Annotated in this window: 25 protein-coding genes, 2 tRNA genes and 1 pseudogene (1 of these 28 only partly in view); all 28 read right to left on the bottom strand. The window is 40.2% G+C overall.

Annotated features, from left to right (window positions below):
• Positions 1 to 398 carry the 5' end (the start) of a tRNA dihydrouridine synthase DusB gene (gene dusB, locus ACPF7I_RS00430; RefSeq protein ID WP_430745411.1) on the bottom strand. It extends 604 nt beyond the left edge of the window, so only the first 398 of its 1002 coding nucleotides appear in the window; it begins with the start codon at positions 396 to 398; its stop codon lies beyond the left edge, outside the window.
• Positions 398 to 934, bottom strand: coding sequence for a 2-amino-4-hydroxy-6-hydroxymethyldihydropteridine diphosphokinase (folK, locus tag ACPF7I_RS00425; RefSeq protein ID WP_430745413.1), 537 nt, complete (start codon positions 932 to 934; stop codon positions 398 to 400). Before folK ends, dusB begins: the two co-directional genes overlap by 1 nt.
• A gap of 3 nt (positions 935 to 937) precedes the next feature.
• On the bottom strand, positions 938 to 1300 hold the full coding sequence (folB, locus tag ACPF7I_RS00420) for a dihydroneopterin aldolase (protein ID WP_430745415.1): 363 nt from the start codon (positions 1298 to 1300) through the stop codon (positions 938 to 940).
• Entirely contained in the window at positions 1290 to 2162 is an 873-nt protein-coding gene (gene folP, locus ACPF7I_RS00415) for a dihydropteroate synthase (RefSeq protein WP_431019090.1), read from the bottom strand. The genes folB and folP overlap by 11 nt, the downstream gene beginning before the upstream one ends.
• Complete coding sequence (gene pabC / locus ACPF7I_RS00410) at positions 2123 to 2992, bottom strand: aminodeoxychorismate lyase (RefSeq protein ID WP_430745416.1); 870 nt, start codon at positions 2990 to 2992, stop codon at positions 2123 to 2125. Before pabC ends, folP begins: the two co-directional genes overlap by 40 nt.
• Before the next feature lie 6 nt (positions 2993 to 2998).
• Positions 2999 to 3574 (bottom strand): aminodeoxychorismate/anthranilate synthase component II, encoded by a 576-nt coding sequence (pabA, locus tag ACPF7I_RS00405; RefSeq protein ID WP_430745417.1) that lies wholly within the window; start codon positions 3572 to 3574, stop codon positions 2999 to 3001.
• A gap of 5 nt (positions 3575 to 3579) precedes the next feature.
• On the bottom strand, positions 3580 to 4980 hold the full coding sequence (trpE, locus tag ACPF7I_RS00400; protein WP_430746014.1) for an anthranilate synthase component I: 1401 nt from the start codon (positions 4978 to 4980) through the stop codon (positions 3580 to 3582).
• 120 nt (positions 4981 to 5100) lie between these two features.
• Positions 5101 to 6027 (bottom strand): cysteine synthase A, encoded by a 927-nt coding sequence (cysK, locus tag ACPF7I_RS00395; protein ID WP_430745418.1) that lies wholly within the window; start codon positions 6025 to 6027, stop codon positions 5101 to 5103.
• 83 nt (positions 6028 to 6110) lie between these two features.
• Positions 6111 to 6992: an Hsp33 family molecular chaperone HslO gene (gene hslO, locus ACPF7I_RS00390; protein ID WP_430745420.1), complete on the bottom strand. Its 882-nt coding sequence runs from the start codon at positions 6990 to 6992 to the stop codon at positions 6111 to 6113.
• A gap of 5 nt (positions 6993 to 6997) precedes the next feature.
• Positions 6998 to 7771: a type III pantothenate kinase gene (locus ACPF7I_RS00385; RefSeq protein ID WP_085788877.1), complete on the bottom strand. Its 774-nt coding sequence runs from the start codon at positions 7769 to 7771 to the stop codon at positions 6998 to 7000.
• Between the two features lie 90 nt (positions 7772 to 7861).
• The gene (gene ftsH / locus ACPF7I_RS00380) at positions 7862 to 9745 is read right to left on the bottom strand and encodes an ATP-dependent zinc metalloprotease FtsH (RefSeq protein WP_021095787.1); all 1884 of its coding nucleotides are present in this window, start codon (positions 9743 to 9745) and stop codon (positions 7862 to 7864) included.
• Positions 9746 to 9831: 86 nt separating this feature from the next.
• Positions 9832 to 10377, bottom strand: coding sequence for a hypoxanthine phosphoribosyltransferase (gene hpt / locus ACPF7I_RS00375; protein WP_021095786.1), 546 nt, complete (start codon positions 10375 to 10377; stop codon positions 9832 to 9834).
• A 21-nt stretch (positions 10378 to 10398) separates the two neighbouring features.
• Positions 10399 to 11781, bottom strand: a complete 1383-nt coding sequence (tilS, locus tag ACPF7I_RS00370) for a tRNA lysidine(34) synthetase TilS (RefSeq protein WP_430745422.1) — start codon at positions 11779 to 11781, stop codon at positions 10399 to 10401.
• A 79-nt stretch (positions 11782 to 11860) separates the two neighbouring features.
• Positions 11861 to 12817 carry a serine/threonine protein kinase gene (locus ACPF7I_RS00365; RefSeq protein ID WP_430745424.1) on the bottom strand — a complete coding sequence of 319 codons (957 nt, stop codon included), beginning with the start codon at positions 12815 to 12817 and terminating at the stop codon, positions 11861 to 11863.
• Positions 12780 to 13535: pseudogene (locus ACPF7I_RS00360) on the bottom strand (VWA domain-containing protein); the annotation flags it as partial. The gene ACPF7I_RS00365 and the pseudogene ACPF7I_RS00360, both read right to left, overlap by 38 nt.
• A gap of 54 nt (positions 13536 to 13589) precedes the next feature.
• On the bottom strand, positions 13590 to 16055 hold the full coding sequence (gene spoIIE, locus ACPF7I_RS00355; RefSeq protein ID WP_430745425.1) for a stage II sporulation protein E: 2466 nt from the start codon (positions 16053 to 16055) through the stop codon (positions 13590 to 13592).
• A 179-nt stretch (positions 16056 to 16234) separates the two neighbouring features.
• Positions 16235 to 16306, bottom strand: a tRNA-Glu gene (locus ACPF7I_RS00350).
• A gap of 11 nt (positions 16307 to 16317) precedes the next feature.
• Positions 16318 to 16394, bottom strand: a tRNA-Met gene (locus ACPF7I_RS00345).
• A gap of 137 nt (positions 16395 to 16531) precedes the next feature.
• On the bottom strand, positions 16532 to 16924 hold the full coding sequence (locus tag ACPF7I_RS00340; RefSeq protein WP_006323664.1) for a S1 domain-containing RNA-binding protein: 393 nt from the start codon (positions 16922 to 16924) through the stop codon (positions 16532 to 16534).
• 94 nt (positions 16925 to 17018) lie between these two features.
• The gene (locus ACPF7I_RS00335; RefSeq protein ID WP_430745427.1) at positions 17019 to 17390 is read right to left on the bottom strand and encodes an FtsB family cell division protein; all 372 of its coding nucleotides are present in this window, start codon (positions 17388 to 17390) and stop codon (positions 17019 to 17021) included.
• A 22-nt stretch (positions 17391 to 17412) separates the two neighbouring features.
• Positions 17413 to 18021 carry a spore cortex biosynthesis protein YabQ gene (gene yabQ / locus ACPF7I_RS00330; RefSeq protein ID WP_430745429.1) on the bottom strand — a complete coding sequence of 203 codons (609 nt, stop codon included), beginning with the start codon at positions 18019 to 18021 and terminating at the stop codon, positions 17413 to 17415.
• Complete coding sequence (yabP, locus tag ACPF7I_RS00325) at positions 18018 to 18311, bottom strand: sporulation protein YabP (protein ID WP_430746015.1); 294 nt, start codon at positions 18309 to 18311, stop codon at positions 18018 to 18020. The genes yabQ and yabP overlap by 4 nt, the downstream gene beginning before the upstream one ends.
• A gap of 66 nt (positions 18312 to 18377) precedes the next feature.
• On the bottom strand, positions 18378 to 18635 hold the full coding sequence (locus ACPF7I_RS00320) for an RNA-binding S4 domain-containing protein (protein ID WP_430745430.1): 258 nt from the start codon (positions 18633 to 18635) through the stop codon (positions 18378 to 18380).
• A 1-nt stretch (position 18636) separates the two neighbouring features.
• Positions 18637 to 20088: a nucleoside triphosphate pyrophosphohydrolase gene (mazG, locus tag ACPF7I_RS00315; protein ID WP_430745432.1), complete on the bottom strand. Its 1452-nt coding sequence runs from the start codon at positions 20086 to 20088 to the stop codon at positions 18637 to 18639.
• A 2-nt stretch (positions 20089 to 20090) separates the two neighbouring features.
• Entirely contained in the window at positions 20091 to 21647 is a 1557-nt protein-coding gene (locus tag ACPF7I_RS00310) for a putative polysaccharide biosynthesis protein (protein WP_430745433.1), read from the bottom strand.
• Positions 21648 to 21709: 62 nt separating this feature from the next.
• A complete protein-coding gene (gene spoVT, locus ACPF7I_RS00305) occupies positions 21710 to 22246 on the bottom strand; it encodes a stage V sporulation protein T (protein ID WP_009360768.1) in 537 nt (178 codons plus the stop codon).
• A gap of 195 nt (positions 22247 to 22441) precedes the next feature.
• Positions 22442 to 25954 carry a transcription-repair coupling factor gene (mfd, locus tag ACPF7I_RS00300; RefSeq protein ID WP_430745435.1) on the bottom strand — a complete coding sequence of 1171 codons (3513 nt, stop codon included), beginning with the start codon at positions 25952 to 25954 and terminating at the stop codon, positions 22442 to 22444.
• 57 nt (positions 25955 to 26011) lie between these two features.
• Positions 26012 to 26242 (bottom strand): anti-sigma-F factor Fin, encoded by a 231-nt coding sequence (locus tag ACPF7I_RS00295; protein ID WP_430745436.1) that lies wholly within the window; start codon positions 26240 to 26242, stop codon positions 26012 to 26014.
• Positions 26243 to 26271: the final 29 nt, after the last annotated feature.

The raw sequence follows: 26271 nt of genomic DNA, 5'->3' as shown, positions 1-26271 counted from the left end.
GCATCAACAACCGCCGCTACCATGTCGTAAATTTTATTCGGATCTAATAGCCATTTTGCCCCCGCGTCGCATTTTGTAATTTTCGGCACAGGGCATCCCATGTTAATATCAATAATGTCCGCATTCGTATGCTTATCTACATATTTGGCCGCTTGTACAAGCGTTTCTTTTTCTCCACCAAAAATTTGCAAGCTTAATGGTTTTTCACGCTCATCAATATAGAGCATGCCCATTGTTTTTGGATTATTAAATAAAATCGCTTTATCACTAACCATCTCTGCACAAACAAGTCCTGCACCGAACTCTTTTACAGTAAGACGAAAAGCTGAATTACATACGCCCGCCATCGGAGCAAGCACAACAGGATTATTAATTTGTACATTTCCGATTTTAAACATTAAATTCCCTCCTTTCCTGCTATCATCCATTGTTCCTCCATCTCTTCTCGACTTTTCCATATACGAATCCCTTGATCACATAACTGTTCAACATATGAACGTAAAGGTCGTTGAACAGATGGGATGATCAATGATTCATCTATTTCAAACAACGGGATTAATACAAACGCCCGTTCATACATGCGCGGATGCGGAATGATAAGTTGCTCTGTTTCAATATTTTCATGATTATATAACAAAATGTCAAGGTCTAACGTCCGCGGCCCCCAATGAACTTCCCTCTTGCGACCGAACTGTTTCTCAATGTCCATCGTTACCGCTAACAAAGCAAATGGGGATAACGATGTAGCAACCTTTACAACCATATTTAAAAAACAGGCTTGATCGACATATCCAACAGGATCTGTTTCATAAACGGAAGATGTCGCTAAAATAGAAATACATGCATGATTATTTAAAGCCGTAATCCCTTTGCGCAAATAATCAAAACGATCTCCTATATTTGAGCCTAACGCAATATAAGCGATATGTTCCATTTGTTAACGCCCTCTCGTCATTTCAACCGCCACATACGCATAGTGACCTTTAATAGGTGGATTTGGCTTCGTCACCTTGACCGTACACGACGAAATCGTTGTGTACGTAGATAAAATTTGCTCAGCAATACGTTCCGCTACTGCCTCGATCAATTTAAATGGCTCTCCTTCAACGATACTTTGACATATGTCATATATATGTGCGTAGTTAACCGTTTCATTTAAATCGTCCGTTACACCTGCTCTTCTTAAATCCGTTTCAATCATAACATCAACATAAAATCGTTGACCAAGCTTATTTTCCTCAGGAAATACTCCATGATACCCGTAAAATTCCATTTGCTGAACGTAAATTTTATCGCTCATACTCCCACCCTCTCCCGATCATCGCATCCATCATTTTAGCCATTCTAGCGATCGGTAAAACGTCATGTACGCGAACGATATGCACTCCTTTTGCGATGCCGAGACAAACGGTTGCTCCTGTTCCTTCTACTCGTTCGTGAACGGGTAAATCGAGCACATGTCCAATAAATGACTTTCGCGATGTTCCTAACAAAATAGGGTAATCGAGAACAGAAAACTCGTCCAATCGACGCATCACTTCTAAATTATGCTCTACTGTTTTAGCAAAACCAATACCTGGATCGATAATAATTTGTTCGTCCGTCACACCCGCTTGCTTTACAAGATGAATACTCTCTTTTAAATCATTGATCATATCTGAAATAAAATGTTTATAATTGCGATCGTGACGATTATGCATTAACACAATCGGGACACCGTAATTAGCCGCTACTTTAGCCATATTCGGATCGGCTTTTGCTCCCCAAACATCGTTAATCATCGTAGCCCCTGCTTCAATGGCTTGTTTTGCGACTTCTGCTTTATATGTATCGATAGAAATTGGCACATCCACCGCTTTGGCTACTGCTTCCACAATGGGAATGACGCGACGCAATTCTTCTTCAAGCGGTACTTTTTCAGCCCCGGGGCGAGTTGATTCCCCCCCGATATCAATGATGTGCGCTCCCTCAGCTACAAGTTGTTTTGCCCGTTCAATTGCCTGCTCTACGTGATTGAACTTCCCACCATCAGAAAAAGAATCAGGAGTTGCGTTTAAAATGCCCATAATAACTGTTTGTTTTCGTAAATCTAACTTATGCTTTCCGCAATAAATGACATCAATCAATTGACGTCCCCATCCTTTCTGTCGTACCTTGTCCATAAATGCGTTGTAAACGATGCGTACGCACGTTGTAGACGTTTTGTTATTTCCCCACATTTCCCCGGATATATATCATCATCTAGCCGACAAACCGGCACAACTTCTTGAATGGAATTTGTTAAAAAGATTTCATCTGCGCTTTTTAGCTGTTGCAACGAATAAAAACCTTCTTCCACGCGAATGCCCCATGAGTATAGTAAATCGATCACAAACATTCGAGTCACACCGTTCAAAATCCCCGTTTGTACGGAAGGGGTGTACACAACACCATCTTTCACCCAAAAAATGTTAGAAACAATCCCTTCTGCTACACATCCTTCTTCTGTAAGGAAAATGCCTTCCACATTTGGATGATGACCAATTTCCCTTTTACCTAAAATATTGTTTAAATAGTGATGCGATTTTAAGCGAATACACCCTTCTGGCGTATTTCGTTTCACCTGTAAAGTTTTACATACTTTCTCTTCCGCAAAGGCTGGAATAGGTTTCATATACATAATGATCGTCGGATGTGTATATTGTTCCACTTGCAACCCAACATCTCCGATTCCAGCTGAAACGTTTAAACGAACATACGCATCGCGATAACCGTTAGCCTGTAACAATTGAGAAAGAATATGCAAAACATCATTTCGAGTGATAGAACACGAAATGTTGAGCATATCGAGTCCGTTATGAAGACGAACTAAATGATCATCAAGCAAAAATGGATGTCCATCATATACACGAAACGTTTCAAACACCCCAAGCCCATACATAAATCCATGATCAAACGGGGAAATACGGGCATCTTCCTTTTTTACAACTTGTCCATTTACATAAACGAACATAGGACATCACTTTCGTCTATATAGTGTAATGAAATTTTTAAGCATCTCTAAACCATATTCCGTCATGATTGACTCGGGATGAAACTGCACCCCTTCAATCGGCAATGTTTTGTGGCGAATGGCCATAATTTCTCCTTCTTCTGTCCATGCGGAAATGTCAAAGCAATCGGGCAATGTTTCTCTTTTTACAATTAACGAATGATAACGCGTAGCGGTAAACGGATTAGGAATTTGGGTAAAAATCGTCTTCCCGTCATGAAAAACGGGCGATGTTTTCCCGTGCATTAAACGTCCTGCCCGGACAACTTCCCCGCCAAACACTTGCGCAATCGACTGATGACCAAGACATACACCAAAAATCGGGATCTTCCCTGCGAAATATTGAATCGCCTCCATGCTGATACCTGCTTCATTCGGACTGCAAGGACCAGGCGAAATCATTAAAAAATGTGGTTGGAGTTGCTCAATTTGAGCAATCGTTACTTCATCGTTTCGTTTAACGATCAATTCTTCCCCTAATTGCCCTAAATATTGGACTAAGTTATACGTAAATGAATCATAATTATCAATCATTAAAATCATTTTGCTCACCTCATGCTTAATTGTACATACTCTTCTTCGCTCAGCTCTTTTGCTTTCCATAAGGCAAATGCTTTCTTTAAACATTCTTTATATTCATGTTCTGGTTGAGAATCAATAACGATCCCTGCCCCAGCCTGGACATATGCGAGACCATCTTTCGCAATCATCGTTCGAATCGCAATATTTAGCTCCATATCGCCGTTAAATCCGATCCAGCCAATGGAACCTGTGTAAACACCACGTCGAACAGGCTCTAGCTCTTCAATGATTTCCATCGTTCGTACTTTCGGAGCCCCTGTAATCGTTCCACCTGGAAACACAGCTGATATAGCGTCAAACGCATCTTTTCCTTCTGCAAGTCGTCCAGAAACATGGGAGACGAGATGCATTACATGAGAATATTTTTCAATTACCATAAACTCGTCTACGTGTACCGTCCCATATGCACATACACGCCCAAGATCATTACGTTCCAAATCAACAAGCATTAAATGTTCCGCCCGCTCTTTTTCATTTGCTAGTAATGACTGAGCGATTTGTTCATCTTCTTGAATCGTTTTGCCACGTGAACGCGTTCCTGCAATCGGACGTGTACTTACATACTCTCCTCTTTTTTTCACGAGTAGCTCTGGGGAGCCGCTCACGATTTGAAATTCAGGAAAATGCATATACGCCATGTATGGTGATGGATTTAATGTACGTAATTTTTCATAAATCGCAAACGGATGAGTAAGTAACCGTTTCGATTGTCGCACAGACAAGTTCACTTGAAAAACATCACCTTGCGCAATATACGCACGCACTTTTTCGACAGCTTCCATAAACTGATTTTCGCTCATTGACACCGTTTCTTCCTTTTCATAGTTCGGAATAAACGGACGAGAAGCATCGGCAAAGTCCGTTGTCCATAATTGCTCGTACCGTTCAAGACGTTCACGCGCTTGGCTTTCTTCCCCATCTACATAATGAGTAATGAAATAAAGAGATGATTCATCATGGTCATATATAAACACATCGTCAAATACTAAAAAATATAAATCAGGCATGTTTAAATCGTCACGTGCGATCGAAGGGAGCTTTTCAATATAACGTGCACAGTCGTAACTAATGTAGCCGATCGCTCCACCTTGAAAGTCTGGACCTTCCTCTAACTTGTCTATTTCCCATTGATTCAACCATTTTTTTAATGATTGCAATATATTCCCTTCAAACGTCTCTGTACGATGCTTCTGCCACACTGTTAACTTGTCATCTTTTCCAATGACAACCGCAAATGGTTGTAAGCCGATAATACTGTATCGGCCGTCCCGGCCGCTTTCAAGCAAAACATGATGCAACTGTTTTCGCGACAATGCTTTATATTGCGAAAACCAGTCACGTTGTGCGTATGCGATTTTTTTCATCATCGGTCGGCGCTTTCGCTCGCTCAAAGATGTCACTCCTCTCCATCAGTCCATACGCTTATTGTACAACGAACATATAGAAACAATCACGAAAAAAAATTCGGCAAGAATGTCCTTGCCGAATTATTCTTCAAACTGATATAGTGGTGTGCTCAAATAACGTTCGCCGTTACTTGGAATAATCGCTAACACTTTCTTTCCTTTTCCTAATTTTTTCGCCACTTGCAGTGCTACATGAATCGCTGCACCAGATGAAATACCTCCTAAAATACCTTCTTGACGAGCAGCTAGACGAGCAGCTGCAAATGCTTCTTCTGTCTTTACAGTGACGACTTCATCATAAATGGATGTATTTAAAATATCTGGGACGAATCCGGCACCGATACCTTGTATTTTATGCGGACCTGGTTTTCCACCTGAAAGCACAGGAGAGTCAGCTGGTTCAACAGCATAAATTTTAATGTTTGGATATGCTTGGCGCAACACTTCTCCAGCTCCTGTAATCGTTCCACCCGTTCCAATGCCAGCTACAAACGCATCTAATTGATCGCCCATTTGTTCAACGATTTCTTTCCCTGTCGTTAAACGATGCACTTCCGGATTTGCTTCGTTTTTAAATTGTTGCGGCATAAAATAACCGTGCTCTTGTGCAAGCTGCTCTGCTTTTTGAATAGCACCTCGCATCCCTTCGCTTCCTGGGGTTAACACAAGCTCCGCCCCATAAGCGCGAAGTAAGTTACGGCGCTCTAAACTCATCGTATCAGGCATAACAAAAATGGCTTTATATCCTTTTGCAGCAGCAACCATCGCTAAACCAATTCCCGTATTTCCACTTGTCGGTTCAATGATTGTATCCCCAGGCTGAATTTTTCCGGCTTTTTCTGCTGCTTCAATCATCGCAAGCGCAATTCGGTCTTTTACACTGCTTCCCGGATTCATAAACTCTAACTTCAAATATACGTCTGCGCTATTTTCATCAACGATGCGATTTAACTTCACTACCGGTGTTTGACCAATTAACTCTGTAACAGATTGTACTACACGCGCCATTTCATCCACCTCTAATCCCGAGTATTTTTATAGAATTTGTAACCAATTTATCAGTTATTTTCGAAATTGTCAATCATTTATTTTTATTTTGCTAATTTTTTTAACTCCTCAAGATCTTCGGCCGAAAATGTGTACGTTTCATTACAAAAATGACAAGATGCTTCCGCTTTCCCTTCCTCATCAATCATTTGCTGAATTTCTTCCGCCCCTAAGCTAATAATGGCATCTGCTACTCGTTCACGCGAACAACGACAAACAAATGACACGGGCATCGTTTCGAGAATTTTTACATTTTGTTCCCCACCGAGCAGTTCATATAAAATTTGTTCCGGCGTCAAACCACTTTCGATCATTTTGGAGATCGGCGGAATAGTAGCTAAATTTTTTTCAATGTCGGCAATTGTTTTTTCTTCTGTTCCCGGCATGAGTTGTAAAATAAAACCACCAGCCGCTAATATCGTATCATCCGGATTCACTAACACACCAACCCCAACAGACGATGGCGTTTGTTCAGAGGAGACGAAATAGTATGTAAAGTCTTCACCAAGTTCCCCAGATACGAGCGGAACTTGTCCTGTAAAATAATCGCGCAATCCTAAGTCTTTCACTACAGTCAATGTCCCGTTTGTTCCAACCGCCCGAGCAACATCAAGCTTTCCGCTTGCGTTTAACTCAAAATGTACGTGCGGATTTGATACATAGCCGCGCACTTGACCTTTTGCGTTACTATCGACAAGAATATGTCCGATCGGACCTCCGCCCTCAATTTTAATGGTAATTTGACTATCACCTTTTAACATCGCTCCCATCATTACACCTGCCGTCATGGCGCGCCCCAATGCTGCTGAAGCTGTTGGCCACGTTTCATGTCGCCGCTGCGCCTCCTGAACCGTTTCTGTTGTTCGTGCTGCATACGCCCGCACTTGACCATCGTATGCCAACGCTTTTACTAAGTAATCTGCCATTGCTGTCACTCACCTTTCTTGTTTCGCTCATATAACAATTGCAATCCTTTTAACGTTAAAAACGGATCGACGATATCAATCACATTCGATTCATGGGCAATTAGTGATGCTAATCCACCTGTTGCAATTACTTTCGGAGGAATAGTGCTTTTTTCTTTCATCCTTGACACAATCCCTTCTACTTGTCCGACATATCCATATAAAATACCAGCCTGCATCGCACTTACTGTATTTTTCCCAATAATATCGTCTGGACGGGCAATTTCAATACGCGGAAGTTTAGCAGCACGAGAGTAAAGCGCTTCCGTGGAAATCGTAATACCTGGCGCAATAGCTCCCCCCATATATTGTCTATGCTCGTTAATATAACAGTATGTTGTTGCTGTACCGAAATCAACGATAATAAGCGGTGCACCATACAAATGAATGCCCGCTACAGCATTGACAATTCGGTCTGCCCCGACTTCTTTTGGATTGTCATACTTAATGTTCAGCCCTGTTTTAATGCCTGGACCGACAATGAGGGGCTTAATATGAAAGTATTTTGTACACATTCGTTCTAAAGCAAACATAATTGGTGGAACAACGGAAGAAATAATGATGCCGTCAATGTCAGAAAAGTGCAATCCGACATCTTGCAACAACATTTTCACAATCATCCCGTATTCATCTTCTGTTTTGCTTCGGCTCGTTTCAATGCGCCAGTGAAACTTCAGTTCGTCTCCATCATATACACCTAGTACCGTATTTGTGTTTCCAACGTCTAATACAAAAATCATCACTCATCCCCACTTTTCGCAATTTGTTCCTTTTTTCATCATACCATAAGCAGACGGTAAAAAAAGATGCCTCTATAAAAAGAGACACCTTTATTCTTCTTTTTTCGTTTGAATATTTACTTTTACCTCTTCTTGTTTATCACCATTTCGATTTGGTAACGTACCGTGCTCGAACAAATGCTTAATTTGCTCCGCATCAAGCGTTTCAACTTCAAGCAACGTATTCGCAATGAGGTTTAGCTTGTCACGATTTTCTGTTAGTACACGCTTAGCTTTTTCATAACATTCTTTAATAATGCGTTGCATCTCAAGATCAATTTCGTATGCAATTTGATCGCTATAGTTTTGCTCGTTATGCAAATCACGACCTAGAAACACTTGACCATGAGATTGACCAAACTGCATCGGTCCGAGCTTATCGCTCATACCAAACTCCGTAACCATGCGACGGGCGATGCTTGTTGCACGTTGGAAATCGTTATGTGCTCCTGTACTCACTTCGCCAAACACAATTTCCTCCGCGACGCGTCCGCCGAGAAGACCTGTAATCTTATCAAGCAATTCTGGTTTTGTCATAAAATAACGATCTTCTTTCGGCAACATGACCGCATAGCCGCCTGCTTGACCGCGCGGAACGATCGTTACTTTATGTACCATTTCCGCATCAGCAAGCACCATGCCAATGACTGTATGACCTGCTTCGTGATAAGCGACAATTTTTCGTTCTTTTTCAGAAATAACGCGACTTTTCTTAGCAGGACCAGCAATGACGCGATCCGTTGCTTCATCAATATCGCTCATATCAATTTTTTTCTTGTTGCGTCGAGCTGCAACAAGTGCAGCCTCATTTAATAAGTTTTCTAAATCTGCACCAGAAAAACCAGGTGTACGCATCGCAATCGCTTTTAAATCAACAGATTCATCAAGAGGCTTGTTGCGCGCGTGCACACGAAGAACAGCTTCACGTCCTTTCACATCTGGACGATCGACGGTAATTTGACGGTCAAAACGACCTGGACGTAAAAGGGCAGGGTCTAAAATGTCTGGACGGTTTGTTGCGGCGATAATAATAATGCCTTCATTTCCGCTAAATCCATCCATTTCAACAAGCAATTGGTTTAATGTTTGTTCCCTTTCATCGTGGCCTCCACCTAAGCCGGCACCACGTTGACGCCCGACCGCATCAATCTCGTCAATGAAAATGATACAAGGAGCATTTTTCTTCGCTGTTTCAAATAAATCACGCACACGCGAAGCACCGACACCGACAAACATTTCAACGAAATCTGAACCGCTAATAGAGAAAAACGGGACACCTGCTTCTCCAGCAACAGCTCTTGCCAATAACGTTTTCCCTGTTCCTGGTGGTCCGACGAGAAGAACCCCTTTTGGAATGCGAGCGCCAAGCTCGACAAACTTGCGAGGATCTTTTAAAAACTCAACAATTTCAACAAGCTCTTGCTTTTCTTCATCCGCACCGGCAACGTCTTTAAAGCGCACGCGCTTCTTATCTTCGTTATACAGTTTCGCACGGCTTTTACCAAAATTCATCACTCGGCTGCCGCCACCTTGCGCTTGATTTAATAAAAAGAAGAACAAAATAAAAATGATGATAAACGGAATAATGGACGTAAAAAACGTCACCCATCCGCTCGTTTCATCCGCAGGTAGCACTTCTACCTTCGCCTGCTTCGCGGCCTCATCGATTCGCTGAAGAACTTGTGGGCTGTTTGCTACGTATGTCGTAAAAAACTGCCCTTCAGCATAAGTTTTTAATTGCCCGCGAATCTCATAAACGCCTCGTTCTGGCTTCAACGAGACGTACTTTACATCACCATTTTCTAGATGGGTAATGAACGCATCGTACGTCATCCGTTCTGCCCGTTGATTGCCGCCATTCAAAAAGCTCACAACGCCGATGACGACAAGAAAAATAAGTAAGTAAAAGATTGTATTACGGAAAATGCGGTTCATCTCCTACCTCCTCCCACACTTAAAACACGCTATAGTCAATAGTATCATAGAAAAACGTTCCAAAACAAACGATGTGCATGAAAAAATTATTTGCTGTATACTTCTGGCTTTAACACACCGATGTACGGAAGATTTCTGTATTTCTCACAATAGTCTAACCCATAACCGACAACGAATTCATCCGGAACGATAAAACCGATATAATCTGCTTCAATATTCGCTTTGCGGCCAGACGGTTTATCGAGCAAAGTCACGATTTTAATCGATTTTGCTTTGCGATAGCGGAATAAGTCGGCTAAATAACTGAGTGTTAAACCACTATCAATAATATCCTCAATAATGAGCACGTCACGACCTTCAACGGATGTGTTTAAGTCTTTCAAAATTTTCACTTCTCCAGACGATACTGTCGCATTTCCATAACTCGATACATCCATAAAATCAATTTCTAAATATGTATCTATGTGCTTAATTAAGTCTGCCATGAACGGCATCGCACCTTTTAATACACCAACCGCAAGCGGAAAGCGCCCTTCATATTCTTTCGTCAATAATGCTCCTAACTCTTTTACTTTTTGTTGAATTTGTTCTTCAGTAATCAAAATTTTTTCCATATCTTGATGCATACCCATATTCTTTCCTCCTACCATCATTCATTGCTTTTTATAGTGTAATACAATATAGCGATTTTTTGTAATATTTGTTGCTGTATAAACTGATTTTTTTACACCAGGAATCCATATGATGTTCCCGTTGGCATCTTCAACAATTGGCCATTGCTCCCGCTCGTTCGCTGGGATTTTTTCATCAATAAAAATGCGGGACACTTTTTTCGGATGCTCCATTCCTTTTACTTTCATCCGGTCTCCACGCTTTCTCGTTCGAACTCGGAGAGGAAACGCTAATTGATCAACATCAATCACTACACGCTCATCGTCTTCAATGACTGGATAACGATCAACAAACTGACTAGTAAGTTGACATCCGTTTGGTAATACGAGCGTCTCAGGAACACGGAAAAGAAACTCATATTCACTCGTTTGTTCCTGTTGAAACGTAAATGTACACACCTCGTATTGACGAATGACTTTTAAACCATTTGGAAAATGAAGCATACCTGAAGGATGTTGTCGCTTTAAAAAAAGTAACGCTTGGTTTATATGTATAGAAGATAACGACGATGGAACATTCCCATAAAGATAGTTTAATATTAGTTGAATCCCTCTCCTTTGTAAAGGTTTTGGCATGCGCATAAACGAAGGAATGTCGACACGGACGCGCCCTTCTTGCTGGTCAACAACATCTTTCAATTTTTCTTTCGCTAATTGCTCTAAAAACGCTTCATCTTCGCTTATCATCTCGCTAAATTGTTGAACGTGCTCATGAGCACGACTGTTTTCACTTTTTAAAAAAGGGAGAACGTAACGACGAAAACGATTGCGCGTGTAGTCATCTTTGTCATTGCTTGGATCATGACGAGCACGCAAGCCATTTTTATGACAATATTGTTCAATTTGCTGTCGATCAATGCATAAAAAAGGGCGAATAATATATCCGTTGCCAAATGGCCGCTTGATCGGTATGCCTGCATATCCTTTCGATGTGCTTCCGCGCACAAGTCGCATAAGCACCGTTTCCATTTGATCATCACCGTGATGGGCTAAAGCGACACAATGCGCTTTGTACTTATGCATCACTTGTTCAAAAAAAGCGTAGCGGCAATCACGAGCTGCTTCTTGCACCCCTTTTCCCGTTTGCTCCATATACAATTGGACGTTCAGCTGTTCCGCCTCACATATAATACTATGTTGATCGCAAAAATGTTTCACAAAATGCATATCTTCTTCCGACTGTTTTCCTCGCAACATATGATCAACGTGTGCCACAACGATTTGAATGTCATATCGCTCTCGTTCGCTCCATAAAAAATGGAGCAATGCTAACGAATCCGGACCACCCGATACACCAACAACGACGGTCGTATGACGCTCAAGCAATTGATGCTTTTCAATAAATTGATGTACAATGTCTAACATACTCTTCCCTCTTAACAACGTCGTTTTTTACAATCGTACCATATCTCCTTCCTCATACTCAAAACGAACACAGAAAAAATTAAAGAATTTGGACATACAAATAAACGACATACATAAATAAGACGCAAACAAATAAAAACATCGTCTCTACCCAACGAAATTTTTTCTTTTCTTTTACGTGCACGACTCTCTCTCCTCGTTTTTTTTCTGTCTGCATAGACGGTTGTTGCATACATTGCAATAACTCTTTTCTCATTTCGTAAGCGCAAGTATACTTTCCATCTAGTGCACGCCATAATATTTTTTCATATGTTTTTAAATATGGGTGGGAAGAGATCATGAGACGCAACTGCTCTCGTCCGTTTTCTTTTCTTTCAAATCGCTTTAGATAACACATATTAATCATAATCATCGCTACGGCAAACAAATCATACGACGGCTCTGCTTTTCTTGTTCCCATTCCCCAATACCCTCGATCAAAAAACTCTGTAAATTCTTTAATCGCTCTCCCGCGAATCGTCGTCCCCCCCACATCAATTAGCCTAACTTTTGGAACCTTTCCGGAAACAATTAAATTTTCTGGTTTTAAATCACCAAACACCCATCCTTTTTCATGTAACTTATGCAAATCACCTAGCAGCTGCAATATAATAACAATAATCCATTCTTTCCCGCGTTTTTGAATAAAAGTTAACAAATCATCCCCTTCAATATACTCCATCACATAAAATGAATGAATCTTTTTTTCTTGCGGATGAATCCAATCATCTACATCTAATAAACAAGGTCCGAGGGCGACTCCCTGGACCTCTGAAAATCGTTTCAGTACATTTACTTCTGACATCATGGCTGTTGCTTGGCTGCTTATTTTTAGCGCGACAAACGTTCGTCCTTCTTTCGCTAAATAAACAACTCCGTTTGCTCCTTTACCGAGCTGCTTAATAATTTCATAGCGATGTTTATGCCACTTTCCTTGTATAACCGTTCCTGTTCGGATGTTACATAGACTGTTCGATGTATACATCGTCATCACCATCGTGAGTAAATAAGCTTTTTAATGAACGTCTTTTTTGGAATTGTTGTAGCGCCTCGCGGATGGCTGGACCGGTCGGTGTAATTCCCCCGGATGTTAGCTTCGGAAACACACTTGAAATCGACTCCATTTTCGGTGTCCAATCTAAAATGCGGTCCACTTCTCCTTTTTTCCCGGGAAATACGAAAACAGAAAACTCATTATTTCCCAAACGAGCATTTAAACTAATCGATAAATCTAACAATGCTTCTTTCACTGTTTGCAACTTCGTCTTCATACTCCCGCTTGTATCTACTAATATTAGAACTTGTAAGTTAACGGTTTCCCCTAATTCTTCGACAACTTCCATCACTTCTCCCCTTTTTTCTGGTGGGAGTTGCTCGATCGAAGCTTGCGATCCTAAAATTTGTTTCAACTCTCGATTAATGACCCCTTGCAACGTCTGTGTCATCGCTTTTCTTGTTACCATTTGGACCGTCTGTGACAATTGTTTAGCATACACGACTTGACTAATCCCACCACCCGATTGAGCAATCCCTTCAATTTCACGCAACCCTTGCTCATCAATAATGTCTTGGTCAAGAACACCGATCACATTTACTGTAATTCCTTGTTCTTTCGCTAATGCCGCCATAGCAATTGGATCTTCACCATGATTAGAACAACCATCTGTAATTAATAAAATTTGACGTAACGTTCCTTTTCTCATACGTTCATCCCCTCCGAAAAAAGTAGTATACTCCCATCATCGACGTTCAGAGGGGATTTTATACCTTTATTTCATATATTGATATGCCGGAATGACCGCCCATTTCGGTGTATTATGCTTAATGCGCGCAACAACAATTGTCATATCATCTTCAATTTCTCCCCCGTTGACACGAATAACCTCTTCTAAAAGCAACTCTGATACTTCTTGGGGATCATTCGTTTTTAATTCTTTAATTTTTCGTTTCATCCATACATCATGATTTTCAATGTGCGACACTCCATCTAAAATGCCGTCGCTCATCATAATAAGCAAATCGCCTGCTTTTAATTGCTCTTCAATCATTTCAAACTCTACTCCAGTAATAATACCAATTGGCAAATTGCTCGATTCGATTTTCATCACGTTGTTTCCCCGTTTAATAAAGCTTGGTGAAGACCCGACTTTCAAAAATTTTGTCGTTGCATTTTGCAAATCGACAATCGCTAAATCTAACGTCGAAAAAATTTCCTCTGTCGTCCGTAAAGCTAAAATAGAGTTAATAGATTTAATCGCAATTCGTTCTTCAATCCCTGATTGTAAAATTTTTTGTAGTAGCTTGAGCGTTTCTTTACTTTCATAATGCGCTCGTTCACCATTCCCCATTCCGTCGCTAATAGCTAACGCATATTTTCCTCCGCCAATTTCCATCATTGCATAGCTATCACCTGAAATGAATCCACCCCCCTTTGCAACATACGCAACACCTGTGTCAATGACAAACGCTTTCGAAGAACTGAACGCCACTCGACAATCTCCGTTTGGATATATAGAACAATCTTCTTTTTTTACAACGATCGTCTCACCTAAAATATCAGATAGCATCGGTGCAATAAGCTTTTCGCACTCCCCTCTTCCGTCGCAATACGGAACGACCATCTCAATGTCAACGCTTCCTTTGTCTAAACTATAAATTTCAACATCATTTACATCGACCCCAAACTGTTGAAGGGCATGTAAAATTTGTTCTTCCTGAACATAATAATTTTCACGTTCTTTTTGAATTTCTTTCGCGAAGTCTTCCATGACTTGCGATACACCTAATAACTGTTCTGCCACAAGCCTTCTACTCTCTTTCATTTGTTGCTTTAGTTTTTTATTGGCTTTATAAAATGACACGTCTTTTTCAATAATTTGAACGACTTTATTTGCTTTCACACAATGTTTATTCCATTCGCGTAACAACTTCGTATTCGTCATTTGATCATTTTCGCCTGCTTCTTGCATAATCTTTTTCATATAATCATATGTTTTATCAAAATGGGTCATCCAACATTGGTCTTTCTTAAAACATGTTTGACACGTTTTAGCAGCAACATCGCTCAAAAAGTAATCAATTTCACGCTCTTCCTCTTCCTCGTGTGTAAGCACACCGTATGAGGAGAAACTTTTCGATAGCGCTTGAAACACATGAGAAAATTGTTCGACTCGCTGAGCTGTAACATCGCGAATTTTTCTTACATATTGTTGTTGCTCATTCGTATGCTCAACCGTTCCCGGCACATACTTCGCCATTTTGCTCGTTAACGATTGTGGCGTCATCAAGAAAAGTAAAACCGCAAATAACGACTCGACGACATTTGGCACAATGTTCGCTACCCCTTCGCTATAAAGGGTGATTAACAATGTGGCAACGACTAGCCCAAATGAAACACCTAGCTTTCTCCCTTCTTTTAATAGCCCACCAAGCAATCCAGCGAATGCTAGTAGACTCATTTGGTATAAATTTGATACATTCGCTAAACTTAAAATGAGCCCTGTCACAACACCAACAGTTGAACCGACGGTCGCACCAGCAACAAAAGCAAACAAAAGCAATAAATAGCGTGACGCAACATGTTCTAGTGAAAGATCATAAATGGACCAACCAACCATCCCTGTCATCATCGAAGCAAGAAGAATGACAAAAGAAATGACTTCTTCTGGCTTTAACGTTTGTTTATATTTTTGATGGTCAAATAACGGAACACTTTGTAAAAAAATGAGTGTTAAGATGGAGGCAAGACCTGCTTCAATAATCATCATCATTCCTTCGTATATCGTCCATTCATCATTCCACGTATAAATCATAATCATCTTCGCAAACAAAGAGGCAGAAAACACGACAACTGGCAATCTTTTCGGCGGAGCATCAATCCAGTACAACAAACGATAAAAAATGAGAAACATAACGATCGAAGCAACTATAAATAGAGAGGTGTAAAAAGAAATGGTCAACGATCCCGCAAATAGAGCAATAAACACAAATCCTAACTTATCACGACGAAGTAAATAAATGGACGCAAAAAAAGGTAAAGCAAACGGTGTCATTTTTGTTAAAATGAGAGCTCGTCCAAGCAAAAAACCGATGATTAAAAACAAAAACCCTTGCTGAAATAACAAATGACTTAAACGAACCGTAAACCGTTGAAACCACTGAGAAACTGTTGTTTTTGTCCCACTTAAAGGTACTTCCGCCATTCGATTGACTAACTTCCGTTCTAATCTCTCCATATTTACCCTCTCCCTTTTTTTCATATATTCGTCTATTAACTCGTATTATACAGACTGAATTATCAAAATTTTGTCAAAAAAAGAAGGTTAACTATATAAATCTTTCGACGGAATACCACAAAAAACGGGTTATGCAAACAAAAAAACACCAATTTCGTGACGAAATTGGTGTTTTTTGATGACCCGTACGGGATTCGAACCCGTGTTACCGCCGTGAAAGGGCGGTGTCTTAACCACTTGACCAACGGGCCACTATATAATTTGGTAGCGGCGGAGGGAATCGAACCCCCGACCTCACGGGTATGAACCGTACGCTCTAGCCAGCTGAGCTACGCCGCCATGCAACGACATTAGTTATACTAACACGTTCTTTAAACAAAGTCAATAGTTTTTTCACTATGAAATTCAAACGAAAAAGCATCCACTCATGAAATGGATGCTTATATGAACTGCCTCATGTTTCGTTCGGCAGCAAGTTAACCGCGTCGAGCACCACGACCTCCTCGTTTCGATTCAGTATGGCGTTTAAGGGATGCTAAACGATCTTCACTTTCTTTCAAGAAACGGCTAATTTTTTGCTCAAAGCTTTCTTTTGAAGCGCGATCATTTCCTTTATTGCGCGGACGTGAAGCTTGTTCTTTTGCCTTTTTGATCGATAAGCCAATCTTTCCATCCTTCTCAACATTAATGACACGAACTTCAACAACATCGCCTACTTTAAGATGTTCGTTAATGTCTTTTACATAGCTGTCAGCTACTTCACTAATGTGCACTAAGCCTGTCGCGCCTTCTGGTAACTCAACAAACGCTCCGAATTTAGTAATGCCCGTTACTTTTCCCTGTAACTTGCTGCCTACTTCAATTGACATAAAAAAAGTGCTCCTCCTTAAAATCTGAAAAATCGTTTCTTTCATTATACATAATGAAAAAAACAAGTGTCAATAAGCCTTCTGCCTATCTCTTTTACTCATCAGGGGTGATGAAAATAATTTCTCCTTCTTTCGACAGAAAATATTGTTTTCGAGCCAATTCGGCAATATATTTATCATCGTTTAATTTTTCGATCTCTTCTTTTAATCTTTTTTCATCTTTTTGCAACGTGCGCAACTTTTCCTCTAGCTGCTCTTTTATTTTTATTTGTTGATCGATTGCGGAAGATTGTTCCATCATCGTATATAAAAACAGCGAAGAAGCGGCTAACGCCAGCGTTGCCACAAGGCTAAAACGAATAACAGTTTTTTTGCGACGTCGCGCCTTTTTATGTTCTTGTTTTTCTTGTTGAATAACATACGACGTTTGAATTTTTTTTACTTTGCTTTTTTGCGGGGCGCCCATGTTTTTCACCGCTCCTTCTTCATTACCCTTTTTTTCTGAATATATTCGTGATTTTGGCGAGAAACCCTTTTCCAATATGAAAGAAACGTCCAGCCGCTGCTTGAAAGCGAAGCGGAGTTTTTCGCCAAATGAAACGTCCAATCCATATAAAAGGTTGCAATAAAAAGCGTATACATACATATACGACTTTATATAAAATTTTACCAACAGATAAAATAAAATGACAAGTAGCGATCAATAAAAAAACAAAAAAACGGTAAAGAAGTCGCAGTGGAAGCACGATGATGTAATAAAATAATCGAATAATTAAACGATATAACGTCACAGCGATGCGAATGATATGTTGCAACAAGCGAACGTACATATTTTGAAATAACGCTTGGTAAGCAGCGTACCCACATAAAATAGCTAAAAAAATGTACAAGCGAATCTGTCCATGATTAACGAGCAATAACGTGTAAAATACATATGACGCTTGCACGACCCAAAAAAGAATATCTGCAATCCATACGATCAGCCGATGACGTTCGGAACGATTGAATATATGTGCGTATGTATCAAAAGATGCACCGATGACGATCCCTGTTCCAATCATCGCAAGCAAAGTCGTAAATTGCACATGTAAACTCATTTAAACAACTTGCTAAAGAATCCTTTAGCTTTCTCCGTATGATGTTCGTCCAAATAAACGATCTCGAAAATCTTTCCCTTAATTGACACAATTCCTTTATCTACATCTAAGTTTTTCATTTGTAAACCTTGTCCTTTAATAGACAAAAAACCCATAACCGTTTCTAATAAAAATTCTTCATTATCAAAGCTTTCAACTTGCTTAACACCTGTAATTTCTAACATGCGGCGACCGCGCATCATAATGTCGTGTTCTTGAACCGGTCCTTTATTTCCGATATTTTGTGTCATCATTGTCTCCCCCTCACAACGATCATTTGTACAAGTGTATGAGGGGGGAAAATGGTTTAGAACAAGCTATTCCACTCGCTCTTCTTTTATGATCTCGTATAAGGCACTCGCTTCTTCTTTTTTCGCATGCTCTTGCAATCCGAGCACTTTTACTGTCACATGTTTTTGACCAAATTGAATCATCATTTCATCGCCTATTTTTACTGTTGAACTTGCTTTTGCTTGTTGACCGTTAATGAATACACGTCCTTGCTCAGCTACTTCTTTCGCCAATGTTCTTCTTTTAATAAGTCGAGAAACTTTTAAAAACTTATCGAGTCGCATATTATATTCCCTCCCTTTTTGCTTCTTCCCATATTTCATCTAGCTGCTCTAGCGAATATGAACTCCAATCTTTTCTACTTTGTTTTACTTTTTGTTCGATGTATTGAAAACGACGGTAAAACTTTTCGTTCGCCATCGCCAATGCCTCTTCAGGATTGACTTTATAGTATCGACATACGTTAATAAACGCAAAAAATAAATCGCCAAACTCCATTTTTAACTTTTGTTCATCCATGCAATTGGCTTCTTGTTTCACTTCATTCATTTCTTCTTCTACTTTATGCCACATCGACTCTACTTCCAACCAGTCAAATCCGACTTCCGCCGCCTTTTTTTGATATTCATATGCCCGCAATGTACCTGGTAACGCTTTAGCTACATCGTCAAGCAATGAAAGAGACTCTCTTGCTTTTTCCTTCTGCTTTATCGCTTGCCAGTTACGTACAACCTCTTCAGCATGCTCGACATGAACATCCCCAAACACGTGTGGATGACGGCGAATCATTTTTTCTGTAACGGTGCGAATGACATCATCAATCGAAAACATTCCTTCATCTTCTCCAATTTGAGCATGAAGCATGACTTGTAGTAATACGTCGCCGAGCTCTTCAACCATGTTTTCGTCGTCTTGCTGATCAATTGCATCAAGAAGCTCATATGCTTCTTCGAGCAAATATTTTTTCAGCGACTCGTGTGTTTGTTTCCGATCCCAAGGGCAACCATTCGGGCCACGCAACGTCGCAATGACACGTCGTAAAGTAATGAAATCATGGTACAAAAGCTCATCAGTTTCTACTTTCGGTACATAAACGCTCGTTAAATTGTTAACCGTCATCCCCCGATCAAGCTCGTACAGTGGAACTTTTTCGATGCGCTCTTGCTTACTTCCTGCTGCATAAACGATAAAAACCGGATAATCGTGCGGTAATTTTTCTAATAGAGCTAATTTAACATCGGATGCAATAAACGAGTCATATACTTGGCAAAAAATGATGTGATTTCTCAATTGAATTTCGTCCGGTTGAAATGAAGTCGCATCAATAAATTGAAATCCTTCAATCGGATCGAGACCAACTGCGTTAAATAGGGCATCAAGAAAGCTCTGTCCCCCTTCAATGCGAACGGATATATGATCTCGTTTTTCAAGCAATAACTTTACTGTGCGCTCAGCAACAAGTGGATGTCCTGGCACAGCATATACGATATCCCCTTTTTTTGCTTCTTCACATAAATAAGCAACGATATGTTCATACACTTGTTCAAATTGATCATATTTTTCATATATATCGTCAAACGATTGAGCGTATATTCCTTCTGCCTCTAATTGTGCAACAGCAGGATGATCTTTTGTCCGTAAAAAGAGGCGCTCTGCTTGTTTTAACGTACGGTACACACCTAAAGACAACTGATCTATATCTCCTGCCCCAAGACCGACAATTGTGATTGTGCCCATGACTATCCAGCCTTTCTTTGTTTGATGTTTGTTAAATAACGACCAAATGGAATAGAAAGTAATTCTTTCTCAGCGAAAACTCCCTTTTTAACGACCATTATAATATAAACAAGCGCCCCTATAAAAACGCCAACAATTGCTTGAAGCGATGAAAATAGCCTTCCTTGATGAACAGGTAACTCGTTCGTTAACATGATGTATCCGATTAAAATGATTGCCATCACCGCAGCCGCTTGCATCGTCTGAATGACTGTAACGAATGAAAGCAACGGACGAGACATTTGTTTTTGCACATAAAAAAGAGCGATTGTACACATGACAACATATGCGATGAATGTCGCCATTGCCGCCCCAACCGTATGCCATAAAGGAACAAGATATATATTTAACACCCACTTGGTTATCATCCCGATACATACGATGAAAAGGGGGCGAAATACATCTCCAAATCCTTGTAAAATCGCAATAAACGTTAACGTTAAAGAAGTAAAAAGAATACAAACGGACAAAATCGTTAGCTCGATCGCACCAGCATGATCTTTAAACAACATGATATTCGCTTGTTTTAATATACAAACTAAACCAACTGCTGCCCCCAATCCAATAACAAAAGCTACACGAACAGCTGTATATACCCCTTCACGTTGTACTTGTTTGTGTGATAACATCGGCACAAGCGCTAACGAAAAAGAAGTAGCTGCTACGGTTCCAAGTTGAATGAACGGTTGACCACGATCATAAATTCCTTTCGCCGTTTTAGCTAGCTCATGTAATCCTGCTTGTTGCAACAAAGGTAAAAGAGTAAATGAGTCAACGAGCTGCATTAAAACGAGCATCATGTTTGCTAAGCAAATCGTCACTCCATGAATCGCTAAAAATGACAGCACTTTTCTTTTTTCCTGTTTTGGCAACTGTATTCCCGTATAGGCGTTCATTCGTCTTCGCAACATATACGCAACGAGAACAAAAAGCGCTGCAAAACTTCCTATGAGCGAGCCAAACATCGCACCAGCCCCTGCTTCATAAACGGTAAATCCGCGATGAAGCAAAAGAAAAGATAGAAACAAAATGGTTACTACACGTATGGACTGCTCCACAACTTGTGAAACAGCTGTCGGAACCATCTCCTCTCTCCCTTGAAAATATCCGCGCAAAACAGAAATGAACGGGAGGAGCAAAAAGGCAAACGAAATCACACGAATGAGCGAAGCTAATTGATCATCTCCCATCATGATCGCAAGAAAAGAAGCGCCAAAATACAAAATGGAAAACACGATAACGCTGATGAATGATAAAAAATAAAAAGAAAGCCGCACAACCGGAAACTCATATGTTGGCTGTTTATTTTCAGCAATCAGTTTTGAAATCGCAACAGGGTATCCATACATTGATAAAGCAAGAAAAATACCGTAAAATGGATAAACTTGTTGGTAAATATAAAATCCAACATCGCCCGCAATATTTTGATACGGAATGCGATAAAAAGCACTCAATATTTTTGTAAATAAGGCGGCAAGCGTCAATATGAACGCTCCACGCAACCAGTCTTTTCTTTCCATAGCCTTTCACCTTTTCAATTGCGTATAATGGTACATCAAAAAAAGGTAGCGAGATGCTACCTTTATTGTTCCATTTGACGAGCGAGGAAGCTCGCTGCTGTTTCTGCAGCTTTATGCTCCACTTCGCCAAGTGTTTTATCTTTTGAGAAAATAATGACTGCCCCGATCGGATCTCCTCCGGCAATAATCGGTGCAATCACGTATGATTGCATATGCTCTTCATGGGCTTGGGCAAATGACACGTTTGTTTCTTCCGTATGCAAAACGGATTGGCGATCTTCCATCACTTTTTCAACAAGTTCACTTACGCTTTTGTTTAAATATTCTTTTTTCGATCCACCTGCTACTGCAATAAATACATCGCGATCACAAATGAGCACAGGTTGTCCTAAGCTGTCAAATAGAGCCTCGGCGTACTCTTTTGCAAAGTCGCCTAGTTCACTAATCGGCGAATACTTTTTTAAAATGACCTCACCATCACGGTCAACAAATATTTCAAGCGGGTCTCCTTCACGAATGCGAAGTGTTCTGCGAATTTCTTTTGGGATTACTACTCGTCCTAAATCATCGATTCGTCGAACAATACCTGTTGCTTTCATCTATCGATGCCTCACTTTCATGTAGTTATTAAAAATGGCACTGGTGAAGCAGTTGAATAATTCACCATTGTTGTGATTAGTATCCGTAACAAGCGAAGTTATATACACAATGAAGGGGGATTTTTTTTAAAAAGTGAAAATCCCCCATCTTCATCATTGCCACTTATTTATAAACAGTAAACATGCATTAATCAATTATTTTTTAGCATATTTTAACCCTTTTAGCAACTCATAAATGATCATCATCCATTGTTGTGGTTTCATTCCTTTCGTATGAACGACAATTTTAAATTGATCGCCGTCCATGCCAAACCCAACGTCTCTTCCGTACGGTTCACCGAGTTTAAACAATTTGCTGACATCAATTTGCTTTGTCGTTTCTTGTGAGAACAAAATCGTAATTTCTTGTTTCGTTTGCTTAATGGACTGAACGAGATGCTGTTTTGCGTATATTTTCATTTCTGCAATTTGGAATAAATACGCCACTTCATCTGGATACTCACCGAAACGATCTAACATTTCTTCTCGCAATTGTTCAAGTTCCTCTAACGAGTCAAGTGCGCGGAATCGTTTATACATCTCAATTTTTTGTTGTTCATTAGAAATGTAATGCTCTGGAATATACGCATCAACTTCTACATCAATTTCTACTTCAAACGGTTTTTCTTGCTTCATTCCTCGTCGTTCCTCAATAGCTTCTTTCAACATTTGAGAATAAAGCTCAAAACCAACGGAATCAATGAACCCGTGTTGCTGTGCCCCTAATAAATTTCCAGCTCCTCGAATAGACAAATCGCGCATCGCAATTTTAAACCCCGATCCGAGCTCTGTAAATTCCTTAATTGCTTGCAAGCGTTTTTCAGCTATTTCATTTAGCACTTTATCTTTTCGATACGTAAAATACGCATACGCAATACGATTGGAACGTCCCACTCGCCCACGCAATTGATATAGTTGGGAAAGACCCATTTTGTCAGCATCATAAACAATTAACGTATTTACATTTGGAATGTCGACGCCTGTTTCAATAATCGTCGTGCTTACTAACACATCGTACTGTCCTTCTAAAAACGCAAGCATAACCGCCTCTAATTCATGTTCGGACATTCTTCCGTGCGCATACGTGACGCGCGCATCAGGTACGAGCATCGCGATTTCTTCTGCTTTGCGATCGATATCTTCAATGCGATTATAAAGGAAAAATACTTGTCCTCCGCGCGCCATTTCGCGCTCAATCGCTTCTCGCACAATGATCGGGCTATATTCCATGACATACGTTTGTACGGGGAAACGATTTTCCGGAGGTGTCTCGATGACAGATAAATCGCGGACACCGATGAGCGACATATGCAACGTACGTGGGATCGGTGTAGCGGTTAATGTTAATACATCGATATTTGTTTTTAATTGTTTAATTTTTTCTTTATGAGCAACACCAAATCGTTGTTCCTCGTCAATAATTAATAAACCTAAATCTTTAAACGATACGTCTTTTGATAAAAGCCGATGCGTACCAATCACCATATCGATTGTGCCGTCCTTTAAGCCTTGGATCGTTTCCGCTTGCTGTTTTTTTGTACGGAAACGACTTAATAAACCGACGTTAATCGGATATCCTTGGAACCGTTCACGGACCGTTTCATAATGTTGCTGGGCTAAAATGGTCGTTGGCACGAGAAATGCGACTTGTTTTCCGTCCATAATCGCTTTAAATGCGGCCCGCAATGCTACTTCTGTTTTTCCATAACCAACATCCCCACATAATAACCGATCCATCGGGCGCTCGCTTTCCATATCTCGTTTAATTTCACGAATCGAACGAAGCTGATCTTCCGTTTCTTGATACGGAAACGCCGCTTCAAATTCCCGTTGCATTTCATTATCAGGTGAGAAGGCATATCCTTTGCTCGCTTCTCGCTCCGCGTACAATTTCATTAAATCTTCGGCAATATTTTGAACGGAAGACTCTACTTTCTTTTTCACTTTCTTCCATTCTGTTCCGCCTAGTTTATAAATTTTCGGTTCTTTTCCTTCTGACCCAACATATTTTTGGACGAGATCCATTTGATCAACAGGAACGTATAATGTATCATTCCCTTGATATTGAATATGAATGTAATCTTTATGGATTCCGTTAATTTCTAGCGTTTCGATTCCTAAATATTTCCCGATTCCGTGATTGACGTGAACGACATAGTCACCAACTTTTAAGTCCGTATAACTTTTAATACGTTCAGCATTCGACAATTTTTGACGTCGCACAGGACGTTTCAGTCGTTTTTTAAATAGCTCCTCTTCGGTGATGACGGCAAGCTTTTGCATCGACAATTCAAATCCTGCAACGAGCCCAGACGGAACGATTTGACATTTCCCATGTAATAATGCATCGTCTTTTCCGATTTGAATGGCATAAATCTCATAATCTTCCAACGTTCGTTTCAGCTTTTTCGCCCGTTCTTCGTCCCCTGCTAGCAACACAACCGCATAGTTTCCCTTTTGCCAACGTTCGATTTCCACCTTTAACAATTGCATTTGACTATAGAACACTTGCATTTGTTTGCAAGATATATTGACAATATTTTGCGGGTGTGTATGGGGGATATGACGTAAAAATAAAGACAAATAAATCGTTTGCCTCATCCGTTTTTGTAGTACTTCGGGGAACGAATGAGAAATCGATACGTTTTGTACGATTTTTCCTTCTTCCAATAAGTTCGTATACCACTCTGCCTCTTCTTGCTCGAGTTTTTCTGCTACTTCTTGAATGCGACTCATTTCATCAATGATAACCACACCGTTGTCTGGAATATAATCTAGCAAACTCGCAGCCGAAGGGTAAAAGAACGAAAAATACTTGTACATTTCTTCGATTGATTTTCCATTTTTCAGCTGTTCCAATTCAAACGACATATGTTCGTATAAACGATTTTTCGTCTTTTCATCATGAATATGTTGCAACGTATCATGGAATTGTACTTCTAGCTTTTGAATAGCTTCAGTCATATGTTGTTGTTCAATAATAAGTTCCGTCGCTGGACCGATGAATACCTCATCTATTTCAGCTACCGAACGTTGATCGTCAACTGCAAACGTCCGAATCGACTCAATTTCAATATCAAATAACTCAATGCGATAAGGAAGTTCTGCAGTGAGGGGATAAATATCAATAATGCCTCCCCGAACGCTAAATTCCCCTGGAGTCGAAACGACTGATACACGCTCATATCCCATCGCGACAAATTGTTTTAAACAACGTTCAACGTCCACTTGCCCACCAACGCGAAAATGAAGTTGATAACGTTCCCATACATCTTTTGGTGGAAGTAGTCGTCGCAATGCGGCAATTGGCGCGATGACGATTCCTTTTTTCCGTTCACACCAATAGTTTAATACTTCTAAACGTTGTGCTCTCAATTCTGGACTAGCTACAGCTAATTCAGCTGCAATTAATTCATTGACGGGATAAAGAAACACTTCCTCCTCATCCACTAATTGAATTAGATCGTCATATATTTTTTGTGCTTGAAATAAATTATGCGTTACGATGCATAAAGGCCGTTCTGTCTCCTCATACAAAGAAGAGATAAAAACAGAACGAGCCGAGCCAGATAAACCTGTTACAAGCTGTTCTTTTAACCCACTACGAATGCCTTCTGCAACCGATTGCATGTCCGCATGATTGATAAAATATTGTCGTAAGCCCCGCAAAAAACTCCCTCCTCTCCAAACATAAATACAAAAACGCTTTGGGAGCCCCAAAGCCAATTATTGAATAAACTTTTCATATTGATGAAGATCAGGGTTCTGATCTAATGCTTCTTGGCAATGTTCACAAATAGACTTTACGTAAATTTCTCCTGAAGGGAGATATTGAATCATATCTAATCGTTCTTCTTCCGTTAACTGATGAAAACCTAATTGCTCATCTTCTAAATCAAGCATATCAAGCGTTCCCATTTTCATGCCGCAATGACGGCAATAATAGTGTAATGCCATATCATATCCCCTCCTAAATGGTTAATTGA

The organism is Anoxybacillus dikiliensis, from assembly GCF_050613275.1.
Classification (GTDB): Bacteria; Bacillota; Bacilli; order Bacillales; family Anoxybacillaceae; genus Anoxybacillus.
This window is presented reverse-complemented; position numbering and strand designations above follow the sequence as displayed.

Excerpts from the sequence above, each read along its gene's own strand:
- trpE (WP_430746014.1), bottom strand. The coding sequence starts at position 4,980 with ATGATGAAAAAAATCGCATACGCACAACGTGACTGGTTTTCGCAATAT.
- ACPF7I_RS00335 (WP_430745427.1), bottom strand. The coding sequence starts at position 17,390 with ATGGGCGCCCCGCAAAAAAGCAAAGTAAAAAAAATTCAAACGTCGTAT.
- tilS (WP_430745422.1), bottom strand. The coding sequence starts at position 11,781 with ATGTTAGACATTGTACATCAATTTATTGAAAAGCATCAATTGCTTGAG.
- yabQ (WP_430745429.1), bottom strand. The coding sequence starts at position 18,021 with ATGAGTTTACATGTGCAATTTACGACTTTGCTTGCGATGATTGGAACA.
- ACPF7I_RS00295 (WP_430745436.1), bottom strand. The coding sequence starts at position 26,242 with ATGGCATTACACTATTATTGCCGTCATTGCGGCATGAAAATGGGAACG.
- ACPF7I_RS00365 (WP_430745424.1), bottom strand. The coding sequence starts at position 12,817 with ATGGTGATGACGATGTATACATCGAACAGTCTATGTAACATCCGAACA.
- folP (WP_431019090.1), bottom strand. The coding sequence starts at position 2,162 with ATGGACAAGGTACGACAGAAAGGATGGGGACGTCAATTGATTGATGTC.
- yabP (WP_430746015.1), bottom strand. The coding sequence starts at position 18,311 with ATGACACAAAATATCGGAAATAAAGGACCGGTTCAAGAACACGACATT.
- folB (WP_430745415.1), bottom strand. The coding sequence starts at position 1,300 with ATGAGCGATAAAATTTACGTTCAGCAAATGGAATTTTACGGGTATCAT.
- ACPF7I_RS00340 (WP_006323664.1), bottom strand. The coding sequence starts at position 16,924 with ATGTCAATTGAAGTAGGCAGCAAGTTACAGGGAAAAGTAACGGGCATT.
- ftsH (WP_021095787.1), bottom strand. The coding sequence starts at position 9,745 with ATGAACCGCATTTTCCGTAATACAATCTTTTACTTACTTATTTTTCTT.
- hpt (WP_021095786.1), bottom strand. The coding sequence starts at position 10,377 with ATGGGTATGCATCAAGATATGGAAAAAATTTTGATTACTGAAGAACAA.
- ACPF7I_RS00385 (WP_085788877.1), bottom strand. The coding sequence starts at position 7,771 with ATGATTTTTGTATTAGACGTTGGAAACACAAATACGGTACTAGGTGTA.
- ACPF7I_RS00320 (WP_430745430.1), bottom strand. The coding sequence starts at position 18,635 with ATGCGACTCGATAAGTTTTTAAAAGTTTCTCGACTTATTAAAAGAAGA.
- hslO (WP_430745420.1), bottom strand. The coding sequence starts at position 6,992 with ATGGCAGATTACTTAGTAAAAGCGTTGGCATACGATGGTCAAGTGCGG.
- cysK (WP_430745418.1), bottom strand. The coding sequence starts at position 6,027 with ATGGCGCGTGTAGTACAATCTGTTACAGAGTTAATTGGTCAAACACCG.
- spoVT (WP_009360768.1), bottom strand. The coding sequence starts at position 22,246 with ATGAAAGCAACAGGTATTGTTCGACGAATCGATGATTTAGGACGAGTA.
- spoIIE (WP_430745425.1), bottom strand. The coding sequence starts at position 16,055 with ATGGAGAGATTAGAACGGAAGTTAGTCAATCGAATGGCGGAAGTACCT.
- mazG (WP_430745432.1), bottom strand. The coding sequence starts at position 20,088 with ATGGGCACAATCACAATTGTCGGTCTTGGGGCAGGAGATATAGATCAG.
- pabA (WP_430745417.1), bottom strand. The coding sequence starts at position 3,574 with ATGATTTTAATGATTGATAATTATGATTCATTTACGTATAACTTAGTC.
- folK (WP_430745413.1), bottom strand. The coding sequence starts at position 934 with ATGGAACATATCGCTTATATTGCGTTAGGCTCAAATATAGGAGATCGT.
- pabC (WP_430745416.1), bottom strand. The coding sequence starts at position 2,992 with ATGTTCGTTTATGTAAATGGACAAGTTGTAAAAAAGGAAGATGCCCGT.
- ACPF7I_RS00310 (WP_430745433.1), bottom strand. The coding sequence starts at position 21,647 with ATGGAAAGAAAAGACTGGTTGCGTGGAGCGTTCATATTGACGCTTGCC.